We start from the raw sequence: 20,258 nt of genomic DNA on the forward strand, positions 1-20,258 counted from the left end.
ATATGTCCCAATCACCCGGAATATTGGTCGCAAGCTTAGCGATATTTCTATCATCCTGTACCGCTGCTGGTTCTGAATATCCGCGCCCGGGTATTGCGCCGCCAGCACAATTTTCTTCGACAAGCGATCGCTCCGCCGTGGAAGAAAACTGGTGGCGGCAATTTCATGATCCGCTTTTGACCGCGCTTGTGCAGGAAACGGCCGCGCGCAATCTTGACGTCGCCGAAGCCGCGGCCCGGGTTCGCGAAGCGCGCGCGCTACTGGAGGCGGCGAGAGGCGGTCGTCTTCCGGAAGGCGCGCTGACCGGATCGGTCACCAGCAACCGGCTGAGCGAGGAAGGGCAGATACCTGTCGGTAATATTCCAGGCTTTGAACGCGACTTTACATTATTCGACGCCGGTTTCGATGCATCGTGGGAAATCGATCTGTGGGGCCGCGACAGCAACAATATCAAGGCACGCGCAAATGATCTTGCGGAAAAGCAGGAGCTGCAACGGTCCGTCCTGCTCAGCGCCATCGCCGAAACCGCCGCAGCCTATGTCGATTTGCGCAGCGCCGAGGCTTCGGCACACGCGATAGCTGGACAGGCCAAAGCCTTGCAGGAGAAATTGCGATTGTCCCGGCTCCGCAGCAGCAGCGGGGAAGCGCCGAAATCCGAAACTGTACAAATAGCGGTCCAGGCGGAGGACGCTGCGGCGCAGTTGCCGACAATATTGGCCAGCGCAAGGGTCGCGGCCTATCGTCTGGCGCTGTTGACCGGGCGTAATCCGGCAGACCTGCTGGAACGTGTCAATGACGCGGGAAGCCTGCCGGACCTGCCCACGACCGTATCGGCAGGCACACCGTCTGACGTCCTGCGCCGCCGTCCAGATATTCGTGCGGCGGAATATCGCCTCGCCGCTGCAACAAACCGGGTTGGCGCTGCAACCGCCGATCTTTTTCCCAGATTTTCATTGCTCGGCAGCGTTGGTCAGCAATCCCGCGATGGCGAGGGACTGTTTTCAGCCGGTTCGACACGCTTTGCCTTTGGACCTTCCCTGTCATGGCCGATCTTCCAGATGGGAACGATCCGGGCCCAGATACGGGCGGCAGATGCGCGCAGCGAGGCTGCGGCAATCCATTACGAGCGAACGGTCCTGACTGCGCTGAACGAGAGCGAAACGGCGCTCACTCGCTATGCCCGTGCGGTCGAGAGGGTACAAAGAACGGGCGCGGCGTTGGCCAACGCCGTGGAGAATGAAGCTTTGGCGCAAAAGCGCTACACGGCAGGCGAAGATAACAAGCTCGCGCTCATGGACGCTGTCGCGGCGACCGCCCGTTCGCGTTCGTCGCTTGTCGGTGCCAAGGCCGATGCGCTCCGGCAGGCCATTGCCGCTTACAAGTCACTGGGCGGCGGCTGGCAAGATTTCGAGCGAAGCGGTACCGAGCCGCAATAGCCGGTTGCGTCTGCTAGATTTCGTCGATCATCTCGGCCAGGGTGGCGAGGCATTCGCGGGCGAGTAAAATGCAGCGTTCGGGGGACCAGCCCTGTTCGTCATCGGGCAGTTCGTGATTATCCTTGAACGGCATTTCCAGAGTCATGGTGACCGCCCCGAACCGTTCGGCCAGCTGGTTGGTCGACATCGACAGATTGGCTTTGCCCTTGGCAGCGGTCGGATAGCCGAGCGTGGTCTGGAAATCCGGCGTCCGCTGCGCGAGACGGTTACGATAAGTGTGATATTTCTCCAGTTGCGCGTCGGTGATCGACGGAATGCCTTCAAAACCGGCGATAAAAACTGCGGGAATCGCTTCGTCTCCATGGACGTCCATGGCAAAATCAACGCCGCTTTCATCCATCGCGTTGCGGACGCAGAGGACTTCGGGCGATTTCTCGGCGCTCGGCTCATGCCATTCGCGATTGAGGTTTGTACCTGCGAAATTGGTTCGTAAATGGCCCATACGCGAACCATCCGGGTTCATATTGGGGATGATATGAAACCGGCATTGCTGCAACAACAGCCGTGCGTGGGGATCGGCGGGATCGGTGAGCATTTCCAGCGCGCCTTCCATCCACCATTCGGCCATGCTTTCACCCGGATGCTGGCGGGCATAAAGCCAGACCTGCTTGTCGCCGCTGCCCAGTTCGAGACAGTCAATCGGCTGGCCTTCGAGACTATGGCCCAGCGTTCGCACCGATATGCCCTCGAATCCCGCCGTTTCGGCGATCAGATCGTGATGGCGTTCCATGCTGTAGGGCGCGAAATAGGCGAACCAGATGATATTGCTGCTCGCGGTATAGCGTATCGACAGGGTACCGCTTGCTTCGTCGTAACTGCTAGCTGCGCGGCCCCAATATTCACGGTCTTCACTGACGCAGGCGTTATAATCGGGCCAGCCCTGCGGATAGGCCGATTCCTTCAGGCCGCCGATGTTGAGTTCCAGTTCGTCACCAATTTCGCAGGCCACCCGGAAATGGAACCATTGAAAAAACTCGCTGTCCTTGTCCTTGCGGATGGAGAGCTCTGCGGCGGTGCCTTTGATGGCATGAACTTCGATATTGCCGCTATCGAACGCGCTGGTGATTTTTATGGTCATGGTACCCTGATAGTGGTTCCGGACTCTCCGGGGAAGTCCTTGAATAAGGCTTCGGCCAATTTGGCGGCGGCCAGACCGGGCTGTGCTGCCGGCGAGCCGTCCTTTGCTTCGACCGACGCGCGGCCTTCCCAGACAATGTTGCCGCTTTCCTGTTTGGTCAGGCGCACGGAAAGCTCGGTGACGATCTTGTCTTTCGGCGGACCGCTGAGATCGATGCCAATGCCCAGGCCGACGCCGGAGCCACGACTGCCGGTGCTGCCGCCGACGCCGACCGAAATCGGGGATCGCGATCCGCTTGCGCCTATTTGTGCTCTTTCAATGGTATAGCGTGCGATATAGTCGGCATCTCCCAATCCATCTTCGCTTTTTCCCGAGCCGACTCTCGCCTCCGAAAAGCCGACCCGCTGCAATTCGCGAAGCAAGGCTGCGCTATAAGTCGCATATTCGATGCTGCGACTTTGCCCTTCATCCTCGACATAGGCATCGATCACCACGCTGCCCGGCACGATCGGCGCTGCTTGCACATTGTGAAAACGGGTGACATCCACCGGCGGGGTCATCGCCGTACAACCGGACAGAAGCGCTACCGCCAATGCCGTTGTTGCAAATGATTGGAAACCGGCCATGATACTCACTCCTTAAACTGCCTAGTTCTATATTAGCGCATAATCGCCGAGACTGCGGTAAAAAAATATATATGCAGGCGACCGTGGTTAACCGATTGGAGACGCCAGCGCGTTATACAGCCGATATAGGAAATATATAGGAACCTAAGATTAATGGCGAAACCGTTTACGATATTGGTCACCGGCGGAGCAGGCTATATTGGTAGCCACGCGGTGCTGGCGCTGCTGGATGCCGGATGGCCGGTCGCGGTGATTGACAATCTGACCACCGGTTTTCGCTGGGCCGTGCCGGAAGGCGTCGCCTTCTATGAAGGCGATATCGAGGATGACGCCCTGGTTGCGCGAATCATCAAGGAAGAGAATATCGGCGCAAACATGCATTTCGCCGGCTCGATCATTGTGCCGGAATCGGTGGAGAATCCGCTCAAATATTATCACAATAACAGCGCGAAGAGCCGTAGTCTGATCGAATCGGCAGTGACCGGCGGCGTCCATCATTTCATCTTCTCGTCGACCGCCGCAACCTACGGTATCCCGGAGGAAAGCCCGGTCAGCGAAAGCACGCCGCAACTGCCAATCAATCCTTACGGCATGTCCAAGTTGATGACCGAACATATGCTGCACGATGTGGCGGCGGCGCATGATCTGAATTTCTGCGCGTTGCGCTATTTCAACGTCGCCGGTGCCGACCCGCAAGGGCGTACCGGGCAATCGACAGCCGGTGCCACCCATTTGATCAAGGTCGCGGTAGAAGCGGCACTGGGCAAGCGCGACAGCGTCGCTGTCTTTGGCACCGACTATGATACGCCGGACGGCACTGGAGTCCGCGATTATATCCACGTTTCGGACCTTGCCGATGCCCATGTGCTGGCGCTCGAAGCTCTGATCGCGGAGCCGAATCGCAATCACCTGCTCAATTGTGGCTATGGTCGCGGCTTTTCGGTGCTCGAGGTGCTCGATGCCGTCGACCGGGTCACCAACCAGAAAATTGTCCGGGAACTCCAAGGTCGTCGCGCCGGCGATCCCGATTCGCTGATTTCAGACAATAATGCGATCATGCAGCGCTTCCCGTGGCAGCCAAAGCATGCCGATCTCGATGAAATTGTGGCTCATGTGCTGGCGTGGGAACGCAAACTGATCGGAATTCGCGGAGAATAGCGCTGGTCGCTTGACTTTAGCGGTTGTCGACCGTAATTGCCCTGCTTCAACGCAGCATGCGCTGCTTTCAAGAAATTCAGAAAATCAAGGCGTGGTACCAAAATGAAAGTCCGCAACTCACTGAAGTCGCTTAAAAACCGTCACCGGGATTGCCGCGTAATCCGTCGCCGTGGTCGCACCTATGTGATCAACAAGACGAATCGCCGGTTCAAAGCACGCCAGGGCTAATTGCCTGTTTATGGCAGAAGCATCTGCCATTTCCAAAATTGACACCGTCATCTTCGATATAGGCAATGTCCTGTATCGCTGGGATTTGCGTTGCCTATTTGCAAAATTGATTGATGATCCCGAAGAGCTGGACTGGTTCTTGGCCCATGTCGTGACGCCGGAATGGCATTTCCAGCATGATGCCGGACGGCCCTTTGCCGACATGGTCGCGGAGCGAAGCCGCGAATTCCCCGAATATAGTGATCATATCATCGCCTATTCCCGGCGATTCCCTGAAACCATTCCCGGGCCAGTCGATGCCATGCCCGACATCGTGCGCGCATTGGCGAATCGCGGCGTCCCTTTATTTGCGATCAGCAATTTCGGCGCCGAATCCTGGGCGCAATTTCGGCCATCGGCACCGATATTCGATCTATTTTCCGATATTGTCATTTCCGGGGAAGAAAAACTGATCAAGCCGGATGCAGCGATTTACGAACTGGCGCTGAAACGTTTTTCCCGCCGCGCTGACCAATGTCTGTTCATTGACGACCGGCTGGACAATATCGAGGCCGGTCAGGCGCTCGGGATCGCCGGCCATCATTTTCAGGATGCGACGACCCTCGAGCAGCAGCTGAAGGCCTTGCGCCTGCTCTAGTCGCGCTTGAGCTCGTCTCCGGAGAGACGCACGATATGCAGCAGGTTGGTCGAGCCTGGTGTGCCAAAGGGTACGCCGGCACAGACAATCAGTCGTGAACCCGCTTCGCCGAGCTTGTGGCGCAGCGCCATCCGCTTGGCCTTGGCGATCATTTCCTCAAAATCGGAAACGTCGCGGGTGACCACGGCATATGCCCCCCATAATAATCCGACGCGCCGGGCGGTGTGACGGTTTGGCGTCAGCACCATGAGCGGCACCGAAGGGCGTTCGCGTGCCATCCTGCGGGCGGTCGAGCCGGAAGCGGTATAGCAGACGATTGCCGAGGTCTCGATCGTGCGGGCGATATTGTAACTTGCGGCGGCCAACGCGTCCGCAGTCGTCTCGTCGGGCACGGTTTCGGTGAAATGGACCCGGTCTTCGTACGACGGATCATTTTCCACCTGGGCGGCGATCCGGTCCATCATTGTCGCCGCCTCGATCGGCCAGTCACCGACCGCCGATTCGGCCGACAGCATGATCGCGTCGGCGCCGTCATAAATCGCGGTTGCGACATCCGAGACCTCGGCGCGGGTTGGAGTGGGTGATTTGATCATCGATTCGAGCATCTGGGTGGCAACCACCACCGGCCGTCCGAGCGCGCGCGCCGCAGCGACGATTTTCTTCTGCAGCGGCGGTACCTGTTCGGGCAATAGTTCCACGCCGAGATCGCCGCGCGCGACCATCACGGCGTCCGACAGTTCGAGTATCTCGTCGAGCCGGTCGATCGCGGCGGGCTTCTCGATCTTTGCGAGCAAGGCTGCTTTTCCACCGATCAGCCGCCGTGCTTCGGCAACGTCCTCGGGGCGCTGGACAAAGCTGAGCGCGATCCAGTCGACATCCTGTGCCAGCGCAAAGGTCAGGTCTTTGCGATCCTTGTCGGTCAGCGAACTGACCGGCAGTACGACTTCGGGAACATTGACGCCCTTGCGGTCCGAAATTTCGCCGCCGACGATCACTTTGGTCACGACGCTCTTTCCGTCCGCCTCGGTCACTTCCAGCCGGATTTTCCCGTCATCCAGCAACAATGTATGGCCCGGCTGCAAGGTACCCAATATTTCCTTGTGCGGCAGGGTGACGCGCGTCGCGTCGCCCTTTTGCTTGAGCATGTCGAGGGTGAAGCGTGCGCCCTCTTTCAGCATCACCGGCGGCTTGGCAAAGGTGCCGATGCGCAGCTTTGGTCCCTGAAGATCGGCGAGAATGGTAATCGGGCGACCGATTTTCTTCTCCAGCGCCCGGATCGATTTGACATTGGCGGCATGGGCGGCATGCTCACCGTGGCTCATGTTCATCCGGAAGGCGTCGACCCCGGCCCGGTACATTTTCTCGATCATTTCCGGACTGCCACTCGATGGGCCGAGCGTAGCCAGCACTTTTACCTTGCGGTTGCGGGAGAAGATCGGCGTTGCCATGCGTAAATTCCTTAGTGGCGCTTTACCTGCGGATTGCTTATTCCCAATTCATGACAGGATAAAAACAAAAAACAACGGAAACGAACATGACCGATCAAATATCTGATGCCGCCGCCGCCGCTGCCTTTCGCCGGCTGGTCAACCATCTGCAGCACCGCCATGATGCGGAAAATATCGATTTGATGGGGCTGGCGGGTTTCTGCCGCAACTGTCTCGCCGACTGGGTGATGGAGGCGACGGTCGACGCCGGCGGTTCGATGACCAAGGACGAGGCCCGCGAAGCAATCCACGGCATGCCGGCGAATGAGTGGAAGAAAAAATACCAGACCGAAGCAACACCGGAACGGCTCAAAAAGATGAAGGAAAGCGTGGCCAAAAACGCCGACGCGTCTTAAAGGCAGGCTTCGAATCCGAATATAGTTTTAAAGGAATGAAAGAATGAGCGAAGGCAATGTTGCCGCAGACCAGCTGCGTCTGTTTATTGAACGTATCGAGCGGCTGGAAGAAGAGAAAAAGGGCATGGCGGACGATATTCGTGACGTTTATTCCGAAGCGAAATCGCAGGGCTATGATGCGAAAATCATGCGCCAGATCGTTCGCCTGCGGAAAATGGAAGCCCATGACCGTCAGGAAATGGAAGCCATTCTCGACACCTATAAAGCGGCGCTTGGCCTGGCCTGACCAATAGGCTAATAGCCAGTCTTTAACGGTGGGAAAGCAAAGATGATCGTCACCACGACACCCAGTATCGAGGGCCATGCGATTCGCGATTATCGCGGAATCGTGATTGGCGAGGTCATTGTCGGCGCGAACCTTTTCCGCGATCTCTTCGCCAGCATCACCGACATTGTTGGCGGCCGTTCTGGCAAATATGAAAATGTCCTGAAACGCGCGCGCGATGAAGCGCTGGCGGAGATGGAAGCCGAAGCAGTGAAGGTCGGCGCCAATGCGGTTGTCGGCGTCGATCTTGACTATGAGGTCGTTGGCGACAAAGGATCGATGTTGATGGTATCCGCATCGGGAACCGCGGTAATCGTGGAATAGCAAATCGGGAATTTGAGGTAAAATGGCAGGCCATAGTAAATTTAATAATATCAAGCATCGCAAGGGCGCTCAGGACAAAAAGCGTGCGGCGCAATTTTCGAAGCTCTCGCGCGAGATAACCGTGGCGGCCAAGTCCGGCATGCCGGATCCGGATTTCAATCCGCGCCTGCGCCTGGCGGTCAACAGCGCCAAAGCGGTGTCGATGCCGAAAGACAATATCACGCGCGCTATTGAAAAAGCGACGGCCAACGAAGGCGATGATTATAGCGAGATCCGCTATGAAGGCTTTGGCCCCGGTGGCGTGTCGCTGATCATCGAGACGCTGACCGACAATAATAACCGCACTTTTACCAATGTTCGCACGATCATGTCGCGAAATGGTGGCAATCTGGGCGAAAGCGGTTCGGTTTCGCACGGTTTTGACCGGGTCGGCTATATCCAGTATCCGGCCAGCGCCGGCGACGAGGAGACCGTTCTCGAAGCCGCGATGGAAGCCGGCGCCGAAGATATTTCTTCCGATGACGACGGTCATGAAATCTGGACCGCGATGGAAGATCTGCACGAAGTATCCACTGCCCTGGAAAAAGCCCTTGGTGAAGCGGCAAGCGTCAAGCTCGCCTGGCGGCCTTCGGTTCAGGTCGAAGTCGATCAGGAGCAGGCCGAGACCTTGCTCAACCTGATCGACATGCTGGAAGAAGATGACGACGTCCAGACCGTCTGGGGCAATTATGACGTGTCCGACGAGATCATGGAAAAACTGAACGCCGAGTGATGTGGGAATTTGCCGCCAAAGCTGCGCTCGCGGGAGTGATCGTGGCAATGGTGGCAACCATCGCGCAACGCCAGCCGAGCTTCGGGGCGCTGGTCGCCTCGCTGCCCCTGATATCGATCCTGGGCATGATCTTTCTCTGGCACGCCCGCCCTGACGCGGAGAATATGGCGCTGCATGCCGAAGCGACCTTCTGGTATGTGCTTCCATCTCTTCCAATGTTTCTGCTGATCCCGATGATGCTGCGCAATGGTATCAGCTTCTGGCTGGCGCTGGCGGCGGGATGCCTGCTGACGATCAGCCTCTATCTGGTCATGGCCTTTGTCGGCCGCCGTATCGGGCTCCCCATTTAAGATGATCATTCTCGGTCTCGACCCGGGTCTCGGTACCACCGGCTGGGGCGTGATCGTCGCGGACGGCAACCGCCTGTCCCATATCGCCAACGGCCAGATCAAGACCGATACCAAAATGTCCCTGGCCAGCCGCTTGCTCAAGCTTGATCTCGAACTGACCGACCTGCTGCTGGAATATAAGCCTGATGGCGCGGCGGTCGAGGAAGTCTATGTCAACAGCAACCCGCAAAGCACGTTGAAGCTCGGACAGGCGCGCGGCGTGGTGCTGCTTGGTGCTTCGCGGACGGGAATTGAAGTCGGTGAATATTCGGCGCGGACGGTGAAGAAATCCGTGGTCGGCGTCGGCAATGCCGACAAGGACCAAGTGCAGGCGATGCTGAAGATTCTGCTGCCCGGCGTGAAGCTGGCCGGCGCGGACGCCGCCGATGCGCTGGCGGTGGCGATCACCCACGCGCATCATCGGAAACGGTAGAGAGTTAAAGCACCGTTCGTCCTGAGCCTGTCGAAGGACCATGGAGCGCGCAAATTCGTACTTCGACAAGCTCAGCACGAACGGAGTTCTCGCACGAAGCCACAAAGGCACCAAGACAAGCCATTGGAACCATTCGCTTCGTGCCTTCGTGCGAGGCCATTTCGTCATGCCCGCTGGCGCAGCGAGAGAAAGAACAAAACAAAAACTCGACAGATTCGCCTGCGGCGCTAAAACACGTTCATGATCGCAAAACTCACCGGCACCATCGACGAAATCGGCACCGACAATATCGTGCTCGACGTAAATGGCGTCGGCTATCTGGTTTTCTGCTCGTCGCGCACCATCGGTGCAATTGGCGGCAAGGGCGATGGCGCGACCATCTATACCGAAATGCAGGTCAGCGAGACCGATATGCGGCTGATGGGCTTTGCCAGCGGTTCGGAGCGCGACTGGTTCCGGCTGCTGATCTCGGTACAGGGCGTTGGCGGCAAGGTTGCGCTGGCGATATTGTCGGCGCTGGAACCCGGAGAAATTTCGCGGGCCGTGGCAATGGGCGACAAGGCGATGGTCAGCCGCGCCAATGGCGTCGGGCCGAAACTGGCGCTGCGGATTGTCAACGAGCTGAAAGACAAGGTCGGCGGCATCGCGACCGATCCGATTATTGGAGCAGGCGGCGCGGTCCACGCACCCTCGAACAACAGCGCCGACGCGGTCAGCGCGCTGCAGAATCTCGGCTTCAAACCAGCGGATGCTAGTGCGGCAGTGGCTGCGGCGGATGCCGAAGCGGGGGATGGCGCGACACTGGATGCGCTGGTGCGGCTGGCGTTGAAGAAGGCGGCACGGTGATCAGTAAGGGTGCTCTGTTTTATTCTAGCAGGAAGATACGTCACCCTGAACTTGTTTCAGGGTCTATTTCTCCACGCTTACAGGCTGTGATTGAGGCGTGGTGGATGTTGAAACAAGTTCAGCATGACGGTGGTGGCGTGAAGTCAGTCGCTTATCGGTTCCAATCCCAGATTGACCGCCAGATCAACCCATTGCGGGTTTTCCGATTCAATCAGATTGATCTTCCATTGGCGCCGCCAGTTTTTCAGTTGCTTCTCTCGCGTGATCGCGCTGGTCATATCGTCAAACATTTCAAACCGGACAAGGCGATATACGGCATATTTCGACGTGTATCCGGGCGTCAGGCGGTTGCGATGCTGGTAAAGGCGCTGGATCAAGTTCGAGGTTACGCCGATGCACAGCGTGCCGTACGGCTGGCTGACGAGTATGTAGACGCAGGGTTGTTTCACTTCTCGCACGGGCGGTATATTGACGCACAATGGACCCTGAAACAAGTTCAGGGTGACGATCTCGGGGGTATTGGCCGTTACTGACAATCCGCATCTTACGCCGCAGCGGCAGCCTGAAGATATCGACGCGGCCCTGCGTCCGAAAACGCTCGACGAATTTATCGGACAGGAAGCGGCGCGCGGCAATTTGCGCGTGTTTATCGAGGCGGCCAAGGGGCGCAGCGAGGCGCTTGATCATGTACTGTTCTTTGGTCCTCCCGGTCTCGGCAAGACCACGCTGGCGCAGATCATTGCGCGGGAATTGGGGGTCGGCTTTCGCGCCACTTCCGGGCCGGTCATTGCCAAATCCGGCGATCTCGCGGCGCTGCTGACCAATCTGGAAGAAGGCGATGTCCTGTTTATCGACGAGATTCACCGGCTCAATCCGGTGGTCGAGGAAGTGCTTTATCCGGCGATGGAAGACCGCGCGCTCGATCTGATCATTGGCGAAGGGCCGTCGGCGCGCTCGGTCCGGATTGACTTGCCCGCCTTCACCTTGATCGGCGCTACTACACGCCAGGGCTTGCTCACCACGCCGCTGCGTGACCGTTTCGGCATACCGGTGCGGCTAAACTTCTATTCCACCGCAGAGCTCGAAAAAGTCGTCCACCGTGCCGCGCGGCTGCTCGATCTCGAAATAGCTCCCGATGGCGCCACCGAAGTAGCGCGCCGTGCCAGGGGCACGCCGCGGATCGCCGGTCGCCTGCTCCGTCGGGTCCGCGATTTCGCCAATGTCGCGGGCACGAGACTGGTCGACCGGAAGATTGCCGACGAATCTCTAACCCGGCTGGAGGTTGACAGCATTGGTCTCGACGCGATGGACCGGCGTTATCTCTTCATGATTGCGGACGTCTACAAAGGCGGTCCGGTTGGCGTGGAAACGCTCGCCGCAGGCCTGTCCGAACCGCGTGACACGGTGGAAGAAGTGATCGAACCCTATCTCATACAACTCGGCCTGATCGCGCGGACAGCGCGAGGCCGGACGCTCAATGATCGCGGGTGGCAGCATCTTGGATTGTCGCCGCCTGCCGGGAAGGAAGTGGATGGAGAGTTGTTTGACTGATCTGTCGCCCCGGCGAAGGCCGGGGTCTAAACCAAGCTTGGTTTGAACCGCGATATTGGGTTGGGTGCCAGCCTTCGCTGGCATGACGTGTTACCTTAATTGATCCGCCGACGCCCAGGTTGCATGGGTGCCGCTACTAATCCGGTGCGGCAAGATGATCGTGCAGACCGGCCCTGCCGCAATATTCTGCGCGTCAAAAATGATACATTCCGACCGGTCCAGAGCCATGTCGGTGATAAAGCTGATCAGATAACCGTCATCCTCGGACCGCGTATTTGCGCGCGGAATGAAGGGGGCTTCGGACCCGAAGCGCTGCTCGCCGAAAGCATAATGTTCCGCTTCGCCGGTTTCGAGATCATGTTTGGTCAGGCCGTTGAACAGGAACCAGCCGGGCTCGCCGGTGACGCTATAGACATAGCGATAGGGCTGTCCGGCGATCTGCTGGTTGATCATCCCGAATTCGACCGGATAGTCGTTGAACAAGGTCTCTTCGCTGGTTTCTCCGGTTTTCAGATTGAAACGCCAGCGGTGCAGTTCGGGTTTGAAGCTGTGCAGGTCGATGCTCGCGCCCATGCTTTCATAGCCCGCCGGGAAATCGGTCAGCGGCGGCGGCACCGGCTCATTCTGGAAATAGCCGTCGAGGATGATTTCATCGCCATCCTCATAAGCGTTGGACCAGTGGAGTACGTAGGTCGGCTTTGCGTTGAACCATTTTATGTCCTCCGGCTGCCCCATGCGCGGGATGATGCCGAAACGGGTCGGCTCGTCGGGATGATAGGCAGGAATATAGAGATTCCGTTCGATCAGTTCCGGCTTCCAGTAGAGCGGGCAGTCGTTGAAAATCGCGAAATTCTCGGTGAACGCCATATCATGCGGCAGGCGCGCGCCGGGCAGTTCGATGGGCACAAAATGCTTGAGCGCATTGTCCGGTCCGACGACGCCATAATGGAGATAGGGCGCCCTGGTCGAATAGTTGAAGAACAGCAATTCGCCGGTGGTCTCGTCTACCTTGGGGTGGGCGGAAATGCCGTCTTCCGGAACCCAGTCCGCTGTGCCCAGCGTTTCCAGTGTCTCAGGGTCGAGCCGATAGCCTTCACCGCATTGATAGAAGGTCGAGAGAATCGCGCCGGCATGGACCACCACATCGGTCGAGCTGCTGTCCTTGACGCTGCCATGCGCGCCCCAGCCGAGTCTTTTGCTATCGGACGGCTTGCCCATGATCCCGACCCACAAGGGGCCGCCTTCATTCTGCTCTGCCTCAAAACCCTCGGTGCGGACAAAGCGGTTGCGGTAGCTCGCCCTGCCATTTTGCAGGCGGATCGTGTGGATCATCCCGTCGCCGTCGAAGGGATGATAGCGGCCAAGGCTGTCGTGCACCGGATTCTCGGTGTTGCGGACGTAGAGCCCGTCAATGTCGGCTGGAATGGTCCCGATTATTTCGAGATCATCTATATCCAGTTCTTCGAATATCGGGGTCCAGGCACCGTTGCGATAGGGATGGTCATTCGGCTCCAGCGTAACCTTCACCTGATCCACCCCGGTCGCCATCAGTCGCGCAGCAATTCGTTGATACCGGTCTTGGACCGGGTTTGCGCATCGACCGTCTTGACGATCACGGCGCAATAGAGGCTTGGTCCGGGGACGCCGTCAACATTGACCTTCGGCGGCAGGGTACCCGGTACCACTACCGAATAAGGCGGCACTTCACCGATCCAGACCTTGCCGGTGACCCGGTCGACGATCTTGGTCGATGCGCCGAGATAGACACCCATGGAGAGCACGGCACCTTCGCCGACGCGGACGCCTTCGGCGACTTCGGCGCGGGCACCGATGAAAGCACCATCCTCGATGATCACCGGACCGGCCTGCAATGGTTCGAGCACGCCGCCAATGCCGGCACCGCCTGAAATATGGACATTCTTGCCGATTTGCGCGCAGCTTCCGACTGTCGCCCAGCCGTCGACCATCGTGCCTTCATCGACGAAGGCACCGATGTTGACAAAGCTAGGCATCAGCACGACGCCTTTGCCGATGAATGCGCCCTGCCGGACGATCGAGCCGGGAACCGAGCGGAAACCCGCCTCGCGAAACCGGTTCTCGCCCCATCCGGCAAATTTGCTTGGCACCTTGTCCCAGTGATTGGCGCCACCGGGGCCCTCGATCAGCATATTGTCATTGAGCCGGAAGGAAAGCAGCACCGCTTTCTTGAGCCACTGGTTGACCACCCACTGGCCATCTTTTTTCTCGGCGACCCGCGCGGTGCCGTTGTCGAGCATGGAGAGGGCCAGATTGACAGCATCGCGCTCCGGTCCCTGCGACGTGAGGCTCAAAGATTCGCGTTTGTCCCAGGCGGCGTCGATTACGGTCTGCAATGCTGCGGTCATGTTGATTGTTCTTCCTTTGCGCTATGGAGGCCGGTGACCCAGCTTTCCAGATCGGTGATTTCGTGATCAATATAGGCGGGATCATGTTCACGGCCAGCCCATTCTGCACCGGTGTTGATCCATATTGTTGTCATGCCCAATGTTTTCGCGGGACGCAAATTGCGCGCCATATCTTCGACAAACAGGGCACGTGTCGGGTCGATACCGGTGGTGGCGATCAGGCTCTCGTAAGCAGCTGTCTGCGGCTTGGGGACGAGGCCTGTATCCAAAATATCGTGCATTTGATGGAACAGCCCGCCGAATCCGCGCTTTTCCAGAACCCGTTCGGCATAAGGCCGGTCGGCATTGGTAAAGACGAGCTTCTCGCCCGGCAGCGCTTCAATGGCGGCGCGCACCAGCGGCGCGGGGGACAGGCGATCCATATCAATATCATGGACGAAGTCGAGAAAATCGGCGGGATCGGTGCCATGATGATGCATCAGGCCAGCCAGCGTGGTGCCATGATCGTGGAAAAATCCTTTCTGGATCTTCCGCGCCTCGACCAGATCGCAATCCAGCGCCCGGGCAATATATTCGCCCATCTTGATATCGATCAGCGCGAAGAGATCGCACTCCACAGGGTAGAGCACGTTATCGAGATCAAATATCCAGTGATCGATATGGGAAAATTCCGGTGGCATGGGCAATCGCCTAAAGGCCGTTTCCGCCAATCACAAGCGGCAATATAGGCTAGGCCCGTGTTCCGGTATTTTCGACGCTCGCGCTATTGTGCCGCAGTGCTTTCAGGACGGTTTCGACAATACCATCGGCGTCCAGCCCTGCTTCGGCATATTGCACGTCCGGCTTGTCCTGATCCTGGAATATATCGGGCAGGCGCATCGTCCGGATTTTCAGGCCGGCGTCGGTGAGGCCGTTGTCAGACGCATAGGTCAGGACGTGCGCGCCGAGGCCGCCGACCGAGGCTTCCTCGACCGTTACCGCGACTTCGTGAGTCGTCAGCAATTTGCGGATCAATTCTTCGTCGAGCGGTTTGGCAAAGCGGAGGTCGGCAACGGTTGTGCTGAGGCCCTTGGCTTCGAGCCGCTCTGCTGCCTTCTTGGCCTCTTCGAGCCGCGCGCCGAGCGACAGGATCGCCACCTTGGTGCCCTGTTTGACGATCCGGCCCTTGCCGATTTCCAGCTGTTCGAGCTTCTCCGGAATCGGCACGCCGGTGCCATTTCCGCGCGGGTAGCGAAAGGCGATCGGACCGCTGTCGTGCAAGGATGCGGTATAGGTCATATGCGCCAGCTCGGCTTCGTCGGCTGCGGCCATCACCACCATATTGGGCAATGTCGCCAGATAGGTGACATCGAAGCTGCCGGCGTGGGTGCTGCCGTCTGCACCGACCAGTCCGGCCCGGTCGATTGCAAAGCGCACCGGCAGATTCTGGATCGCCACGTCATGGACGACCTGATCATAGGCGCGTTGCAGGAATGTCGAATAGATCGCGCAAAAGGGCCGCATGCCTTGCGCGGCGAGGCCGGCGGCAAAGGTCACGCCATGCTGTTCGGCGATGCCGACATCAAAGGCTTTGTCCGGATGGGCCTTGGCAAATTTGTCAACGCCGGTGCCCGAAGGCATGGCCGCAGTGATCGCGCAGATTTTTGGATCGCTGTCGGCCAGCTTGGCGAGGGTTTCGCCAAAAACATTCTGATAAGCGGGTGGTCCGCCGCCGGGACCCTTGTTCTGCTTGCCGGACACCACGTCGAACTGGGCGACGCCGTGATATTTGTCATCGGCTTCCTCGGCGAATTTATAGCCTTTGCCCTTTTCGGTAACGACATGGATCAGGCAGGGACCTTCCGCCGCATCGCGCACATTTTCGAGCACGGGAATTAGATGTTCCAGATTATGGCCGTCGATCGGGCCGACATAATAGAAGCCCAGTTCCTCGAACAGGGTCCCGCCCATGGTCATGCCGCGGGCATATTCATCGGTCTTGCGCGCCGCGTCGTACAGGCCCTTGGGCAGTTTGCGGGCTATGCGCCGCGCCAGCTGGCGGACACCGAGAAATTCACGGGAGGATACGATTCGGGCGAGATAGGCCGAAAGCCCGCCCACCGGCGGCGCAATCGACATGTCATTGTCGTTGAGGATGACGACCAACCGGTTGCCGGCGGCCTCGGCATTGTTCATCGCTTCATAGGCCATGCCGGCGCTCATCGCGCCGTCACCGATAACGGCAATGCCGCGACCGGGCTTGTCGTTCAGCTTGTTGGCGATCGCAAAGCCGAGGGCAGCGCTGATCGAGGTCGAGCTATGGGCAGCGCCGAAGGGATCATATTCGCTTTCCGACCTTTTGGTGAAGCCGGATAGTCCGCCGCCCTGACGCAGGGTACGGATCCGGTCACGGCGGCCGGTGATGATCTTGTGCGGATAGCATTGGTGGCCGACATCCCAGATCAACCGGTCTTCGGGCGTGTTGAAGACATAATGTATCGCTGTCGTCAGCTCGACAACACCCAGACCGGCACCCAGATGGCCTCCGGTAGTGGAAACCGTGTCGATCACCTCCGCACGCAGTTCGTCGGCAAATTGGCGAAGCTGGGCTGGTTTCAATTTCCGCAAATCTGCTGGAAAGGAGACGTCATCCAGCAATGGTGTATTCGAAACTGGCATATTTACTCCCTGATTGGTCCCAGCTTTAACGGCATCGCGATGCTCTGTCGAACTTTCAGCAGCCCGTCGGTGAACCTTTGCTGACGCACCGAATCAATTAGCTGCATTTCTGGCAAATGCCGCGCACCTCGATCACCGGGCGAATGGAGCTAAAACCCTGGCTTTTTGCAACCGTGCGTACTTGCTGGGACAGGGGATCATCATCAATATGTGTTGCCTCTCCGCAGGTGTCGCAGACCAGAAAGATGCAATCATGCGCGCAGCCGGGGTGGCTATTGGCGAGATAGGCATTGGCGCTTTCGACCCGCATCGCGAGGTTATTCGCTACGAACAGGTCGAGAATCCGGTACACACTATTCGGTGCGACACGCTTGCCCCTTGCCGAAGATACCAGTTCGGCGATGTCATAGGCCGAAGCCGGACGAGAGAAGCCCGCCAGAGCTTCAAATATCGCCGCCCTTGTGTCGGTCCATTTCTCACCGGACTTTTCCAGATTGGCGCGTGCCGCGTCGGCTAAGGACTCGCCTTGATGCTCATGATGATTATGTTTTCCCATAGGGATAATTTAGGGATGTTTCGCCTCGAGGGCAATGGGGCGCAGTTTAATGGGTGGCGCGGTAGTTCAGATCATGGGCCAGCGCGAGAACGCCTACACCGAGCATGGTATAGATGACCTCAGCTCCGCTATGGCCGCTTTCGTGACCAAGGGAGATCGCTCCAATCATCATGCCCAGGCCCAAGCCGCCTATCGCCGCCGGCATCATATAGCCGTGGTCCAATACGCCCCGGCCCAGGGTAAACAGGCCTAGCGCGATTGCGATACCAAGGCCGATTTCATGAACCAGCGGATCGAGCAGCATGCCGCCCGCCGAAGAAAGGATAGCAACAATAGCGATGGTCGAGACGCAGTGGACAAGGCAGAGGCCGGACACGAGCACGGCCAGACGATCCCACAGGCCGTCCTTGATCAAAAGACCATTTTTGTTCCACAATTTTGCTGCCGTGAACACGACTCACTGTCTCACTTGTTGCTTACGTGGGGTGGATATAAGGAAAGGTGTGTTAAGATACAACATATCATTTCTGAAATTTCGGGCTTTTTGCGGGCGATGTCCGCGTTTCCAGTTGTCAGGCGCTGCTTTTGATCGCAAATAGCGGCCCATGACCGACACAAGCATATTGAGGCAGCAGGAAAACAACGCCAGCAATCGTCCGATCGCCATCGCCAACTGGCTGATTGGCGTTGCGATTCTGGTGTTCATAATGGTCGTCGTCGGCGGCATAACCCGGTTGACCGAATCGGGTCTGTCGATAACCGAATGGAAGCCGGTGACCGGTGCATTACCGCCGCTGAGTGAAGCGGACTGGTTGTCGGAATTTACCAAATACCAGCAGATCCCCGAATATCAGGAAATCAATGGTCCGGCGGGGATGACGCTGGCGGATTTCAAATTCATCTATTTCTGGGAGTGGGTGCACCGGTTGCTAGGGCGCCTGATCGGTGTGGCCTTTGCACTGCCGCTGCTCTGGTTTGCGGTGAAGCGGGCGATCCCGTCCGGCTATGGCTGGCGGTTGGTGGCTCTGCTTGCTCTCGGCGGCCTGCAGGGTACCATCGGATGGTGGATGGTCAGTTCGGGCCTGAGCGAACGGACGGATGTCAGTCATTTCCGGTTGGCGGTGCATTTGCTGACCGCTCTCTTCATCCTTGGTGGCCTTGTCTGGACGGCGCTTGACCTGCGCCAGCTTGCCGCCGGCCACCCGAGGCCGGCGCGGATGACGGGGCTTGGCATAACGGTCTTGGCGGTACTTTTTGTCCAGCTGCTGTTCGGCGCCTATACGGCGGGCCTGAATGCCGGCTATGTGTCCAGCACATGGCCGCTGATGAACGAATATCTCGTTCCCGGCGGGATCAACTGGGCTGGCGGTACGTGGGCCGCACTCAACTATGACCCCTATCTGATCCATTTCATCCATCGATGGTGGGCCTGGGTCGCCGTCGGTTTCCTTGTTCTATTGGCGCGGAAAGTGCGGCCGATAGATCGCAGGGCCTCGGTCGCGATCCACATTGCTTTCGGTAGCCAGATATTGCTTGGCATTGCCACCGTGATGACCGGGATCGATATTCATCTGGCGGTATTGCATCAGGCGGTGGGTGCTCTGGTCGTTGCTTCGTCCATATGGGGCGTGCATCTGATCGGCCGCCAGCCACGGTGACCAATAGTCTGTTTTCGAGATAGGCAATTTCGGAGGCCGGGTTGTCGGCTATCAAATGGTGAAAAATCGTCATTCGATCAGTTCCAAATAGCCCTTCGGTATTATTATACCCGTTGGCAAAGCCCCGCTTTCGCTTGACTTGCCGGAATAACATCGCCAATAGCGCCGCAGTCGGCCGGATCTTTGCGTCCGGCTTTTATCATTTTTGACTCAAATCATTCTCCAGAAGGAGCAAACCCCATGAAGGGTATCACCAAACAGACCCAGTCGGCGAAGCCTGCTGAAGTCGAAAAGAAATGGCATATCATTGATGCCGAAGATCTGGTCGTTGGCCGGGTTTCATCGATTATCGCCAATATCCTGCGCGGCAAGCATAAGCCAAGCTATACCCCGCATGTCGATTGCGGTGATCATGTCATCGTGATCAATGCCGAAAAGGTGAAGTTCACCGGCAACAAGACCAAGCAGAAAACCTATTACAAGCACTCCGGCTATCCCGGCGGCATCAGCGGCACCACTGCGGAAAAGATCCTCGAAGGTCGTTTCCCCGAGCGTATCATTGAAAAAGCTGTCGAGCGGATGATTCCTAAAGGCCCGCTTGGCTTCGCCCAGATGCGTGCGCTGCATGTTTTCGCTGGCACCGAGCATCCTTATGCTGGCCAGGCGCCAGTAGCGCTCGACGTCGCTTCGATGAACCGTAAGAATAAGGTGGGCTCATAATGTCTGATGTAAAAACCGATCTCGCTGATCTAAAAGATATCGCTGGCCCGGCTGTTGTGGATGCACCTGTTGCTGCAGACAGCGAAGCAGAAACCGTGGTTGCTGAACCGCCCGTTTCGACCATGCCTTTGCGCGAGCAAGAGCTGGACAAGTTCGGACGAGCTTATGCGACCGGTCGCCGTAAAGATGCGGTTGCCCGCGTATGGCTGAAGCCTGGCAAAGGCAAGATCACGGTCAATGGCCGCGATCAGGAAACCTATTTTGCACGCCCGACCCTGCGTCTGGTTCTCAATCAGGTTTTTGCGATCACCGAGCGCGAAGGTCAATATGATGTTGACGTGACCGTCAAAGGTGGCGGTCTTTCGGGACAGGCTGGTGCGGTCAAGCACGGCATTTCGCAAGCCCTGACGAAATATGAACCGGCCCTTCGGTCGGCAGTGAAAGCCGAAGGCTTTCTTACCCGTGACAGCCGTAAGGTTGAACGTAAGAAATATGGTAAGGCGAAAGCACGTAAGAGCTTCCAGTTCTCCAAGCGTTAAGCGGAACCCAATCGAAATTCGAAAAGGCGGCCTTCGG

Annotated in this window: 25 protein-coding genes; 15 read left to right on the forward strand and 10 right to left on the reverse strand. The window is 58.0% G+C overall.

Annotated features, from left to right (window positions below; genetic code table 11):
* Positions 1–2 precede the first annotated feature (2 nt).
* Positions 3–1,436 carry a TolC family protein gene (locus AACZ86_RS01055; RefSeq protein ID WP_339688763.1) on the forward strand — a complete coding sequence of 478 codons (1,434 nt, stop codon included), beginning with the start codon at positions 3–5 and terminating at the stop codon, positions 1,434–1,436.
* Between the two features lie 13 nt (positions 1,437–1,449).
* Here the strand turns inward: AACZ86_RS01055 and AACZ86_RS01060 are convergent, their stop codons facing one another.
* Both AACZ86_RS01060 and AACZ86_RS01065 read right to left on the reverse strand, forming a co-directional pair.
* Entirely contained in the window at positions 1,450–2,574 is a 1,125-nt protein-coding gene (locus tag AACZ86_RS01060) for a M14-type cytosolic carboxypeptidase (protein WP_339688764.1), read from the reverse strand.
* Positions 2,571–3,200, reverse strand: a complete 630-nt coding sequence (locus AACZ86_RS01065; protein WP_339688766.1) for a DUF4136 domain-containing protein — start codon at positions 3,198–3,200, stop codon at positions 2,571–2,573. Before AACZ86_RS01065 ends, AACZ86_RS01060 begins: the two co-directional genes overlap by 4 nt.
* A 153-nt stretch (positions 3,201–3,353) precedes the next feature.
* On the opposite strand from AACZ86_RS01065, the gene galE reads away from it, so the two are divergent.
* The 3 genes from galE to AACZ86_RS01080 all read left to right on the forward strand — a co-directional run bounded on the left by galE (position 3,354) and on the right by AACZ86_RS01080 (position 5,223).
* Entirely contained in the window at positions 3,354–4,358 is a 1,005-nt protein-coding gene (gene galE / locus AACZ86_RS01070) for a UDP-glucose 4-epimerase GalE (protein WP_339688767.1), read from the forward strand.
* A gap of 102 nt (positions 4,359–4,460) precedes the next feature.
* Entirely contained in the window at positions 4,461–4,586 is a 126-nt protein-coding gene (gene ykgO / locus AACZ86_RS01075; RefSeq protein ID WP_011415100.1) for a type B 50S ribosomal protein L36, read from the forward strand.
* 10 nt (positions 4,587–4,596) lie between these two features.
* Entirely contained in the window at positions 4,597–5,223 is a 627-nt protein-coding gene (locus AACZ86_RS01080; protein ID WP_339688772.1) for an HAD family phosphatase, read from the forward strand.
* On the opposite strand, the gene pyk is transcribed toward AACZ86_RS01080, so the two are convergent.
* Positions 5,220–6,671 (reverse strand): pyruvate kinase, encoded by a 1,452-nt coding sequence (gene pyk / locus AACZ86_RS01085; protein ID WP_339688773.1) that lies wholly within the window; start codon positions 6,669–6,671, stop codon positions 5,220–5,222. The two genes, AACZ86_RS01080 and pyk, sit on opposite strands and share 4 nt — an antisense overlap.
* A gap of 86 nt (positions 6,672–6,757) precedes the next feature.
* On the opposite strand from pyk, the gene AACZ86_RS01090 reads away from it, so the two are divergent.
* The 7 genes from AACZ86_RS01090 to ruvA all read left to right on the forward strand — a co-directional run bounded on the left by AACZ86_RS01090 (position 6,758) and on the right by ruvA (position 10,155).
* Positions 6,758–7,066 carry a DUF1244 domain-containing protein gene (locus tag AACZ86_RS01090; RefSeq protein WP_339688774.1) on the forward strand — a complete coding sequence of 103 codons (309 nt, stop codon included), beginning with the start codon at positions 6,758–6,760 and terminating at the stop codon, positions 7,064–7,066.
* Positions 7,067–7,109: 43 nt separating this feature from the next.
* Positions 7,110–7,352, forward strand: a complete 243-nt coding sequence (locus AACZ86_RS01095) for a DUF2312 domain-containing protein (RefSeq protein WP_067197204.1) — start codon at positions 7,110–7,112, stop codon at positions 7,350–7,352.
* A 42-nt stretch (positions 7,353–7,394) separates the two neighbouring features.
* Positions 7,395–7,715: a heavy metal-binding domain-containing protein gene (locus AACZ86_RS01100; RefSeq protein ID WP_339688777.1), complete on the forward strand. Its 321-nt coding sequence runs from the start codon at positions 7,395–7,397 to the stop codon at positions 7,713–7,715.
* A gap of 22 nt (positions 7,716–7,737) precedes the next feature.
* Positions 7,738–8,487, forward strand: coding sequence for a YebC/PmpR family DNA-binding transcriptional regulator (locus AACZ86_RS01105; RefSeq protein WP_339688779.1), 750 nt, complete (start codon positions 7,738–7,740; stop codon positions 8,485–8,487).
* Positions 8,487–8,837: a DUF3147 family protein gene (locus AACZ86_RS01110; protein WP_339689356.1), complete on the forward strand. Its 351-nt coding sequence runs from the start codon at positions 8,487–8,489 to the stop codon at positions 8,835–8,837. Before AACZ86_RS01105 ends, AACZ86_RS01110 begins: the two co-directional genes overlap by 1 nt.
* Before the next feature lies 1 nt (position 8,838).
* Positions 8,839–9,309, forward strand: coding sequence for a crossover junction endodeoxyribonuclease RuvC (gene ruvC, locus AACZ86_RS01115; protein WP_339688781.1), 471 nt, complete (start codon positions 8,839–8,841; stop codon positions 9,307–9,309).
* Between the two features lie 240 nt (positions 9,310–9,549).
* Complete coding sequence (gene ruvA / locus AACZ86_RS01120; RefSeq protein WP_339688782.1) at positions 9,550–10,155, forward strand: Holliday junction branch migration protein RuvA; 606 nt, start codon at positions 9,550–9,552, stop codon at positions 10,153–10,155.
* Between the two features lie 143 nt (positions 10,156–10,298).
* Here ruvA and AACZ86_RS01125 read toward each other — a convergent pair whose 3' ends face one another.
* The gene (locus AACZ86_RS01125; RefSeq protein WP_339688783.1) at positions 10,299–10,604 is read right to left on the reverse strand and encodes a GIY-YIG nuclease family protein; all 306 of its coding nucleotides are present in this window, start codon (positions 10,602–10,604) and stop codon (positions 10,299–10,301) included.
* Between the two features lie 58 nt (positions 10,605–10,662).
* On the opposite strand from AACZ86_RS01125, the gene ruvB reads away from it, so the two are divergent.
* Positions 10,663–11,706, forward strand: coding sequence for a Holliday junction branch migration DNA helicase RuvB (gene ruvB, locus AACZ86_RS01130; RefSeq protein ID WP_339689358.1), 1,044 nt, complete (start codon positions 10,663–10,665; stop codon positions 11,704–11,706).
* A 90-nt stretch (positions 11,707–11,796) separates the two neighbouring features.
* On the opposite strand, the gene AACZ86_RS01135 is transcribed toward ruvB, so the two are convergent.
* From AACZ86_RS01135 to AACZ86_RS01160, 6 genes are all read right to left on the reverse strand, one after another.
* Entirely contained in the window at positions 11,797–13,254 is a 1,458-nt protein-coding gene (locus AACZ86_RS01135; protein ID WP_339688784.1) for a carotenoid oxygenase family protein, read from the reverse strand.
* Positions 13,254–14,090: a 2,3,4,5-tetrahydropyridine-2,6-dicarboxylate N-succinyltransferase gene (dapD, locus tag AACZ86_RS01140; RefSeq protein WP_339688785.1), complete on the reverse strand. Its 837-nt coding sequence runs from the start codon at positions 14,088–14,090 to the stop codon at positions 13,254–13,256. Before dapD ends, AACZ86_RS01135 begins: the two co-directional genes overlap by 1 nt.
* Positions 14,087–14,770, reverse strand: a complete 684-nt coding sequence (locus AACZ86_RS01145; RefSeq protein ID WP_339688786.1) for a pyrimidine 5'-nucleotidase — start codon at positions 14,768–14,770, stop codon at positions 14,087–14,089. Before AACZ86_RS01145 ends, dapD begins: the two co-directional genes overlap by 4 nt.
* 49 nt (positions 14,771–14,819) lie before the next feature.
* Positions 14,820–16,748, reverse strand: coding sequence for a 1-deoxy-D-xylulose-5-phosphate synthase (gene dxs, locus AACZ86_RS01150; RefSeq protein WP_339688788.1), 1,929 nt, complete (start codon positions 16,746–16,748; stop codon positions 14,820–14,822).
* A 97-nt stretch (positions 16,749–16,845) separates the two neighbouring features.
* Positions 16,846–17,304 carry a transcriptional repressor gene (locus AACZ86_RS01155; protein ID WP_339688789.1) on the reverse strand — a complete coding sequence of 153 codons (459 nt, stop codon included), beginning with the start codon at positions 17,302–17,304 and terminating at the stop codon, positions 16,846–16,848.
* 46 nt (positions 17,305–17,350) lie between these two features.
* Positions 17,351–17,740 (reverse strand): MerC domain-containing protein, encoded by a 390-nt coding sequence (locus tag AACZ86_RS01160; RefSeq protein WP_339688790.1) that lies wholly within the window; start codon positions 17,738–17,740, stop codon positions 17,351–17,353.
* 169 nt (positions 17,741–17,909) lie between these two features.
* Here AACZ86_RS01160 and AACZ86_RS01165 point away from each other — a divergent pair, with 169 nt between their 5' ends.
* The 3 genes from AACZ86_RS01165 (at position 17,910) to rpsI (ending at position 20,221) form a co-directional block, all read left to right on the forward strand.
* On the forward strand, positions 17,910–18,962 hold the full coding sequence (locus AACZ86_RS01165) for a COX15/CtaA family protein (RefSeq protein ID WP_339688792.1): 1,053 nt from the start codon (positions 17,910–17,912) through the stop codon (positions 18,960–18,962).
* A gap of 240 nt (positions 18,963–19,202) precedes the next feature.
* Positions 19,203–19,682 carry a 50S ribosomal protein L13 gene (gene rplM / locus AACZ86_RS01170; protein WP_339688794.1) on the forward strand — a complete coding sequence of 160 codons (480 nt, stop codon included), beginning with the start codon at positions 19,203–19,205 and terminating at the stop codon, positions 19,680–19,682.
* Positions 19,682–20,221: a 30S ribosomal protein S9 gene (rpsI, locus tag AACZ86_RS01175; RefSeq protein WP_339688795.1), complete on the forward strand. Its 540-nt coding sequence runs from the start codon at positions 19,682–19,684 to the stop codon at positions 20,219–20,221. Before rplM ends, rpsI begins: the two co-directional genes overlap by 1 nt.
* The last annotated feature ends 37 nt before the right edge of the window (positions 20,222–20,258 follow it).

The sequence above is a fragment of the uncultured Parasphingorhabdus sp. genome (genome assembly GCF_963975735.1).
Lineage (GTDB): Bacteria > Pseudomonadota > Alphaproteobacteria > Sphingomonadales > Sphingomonadaceae > Parasphingorhabdus.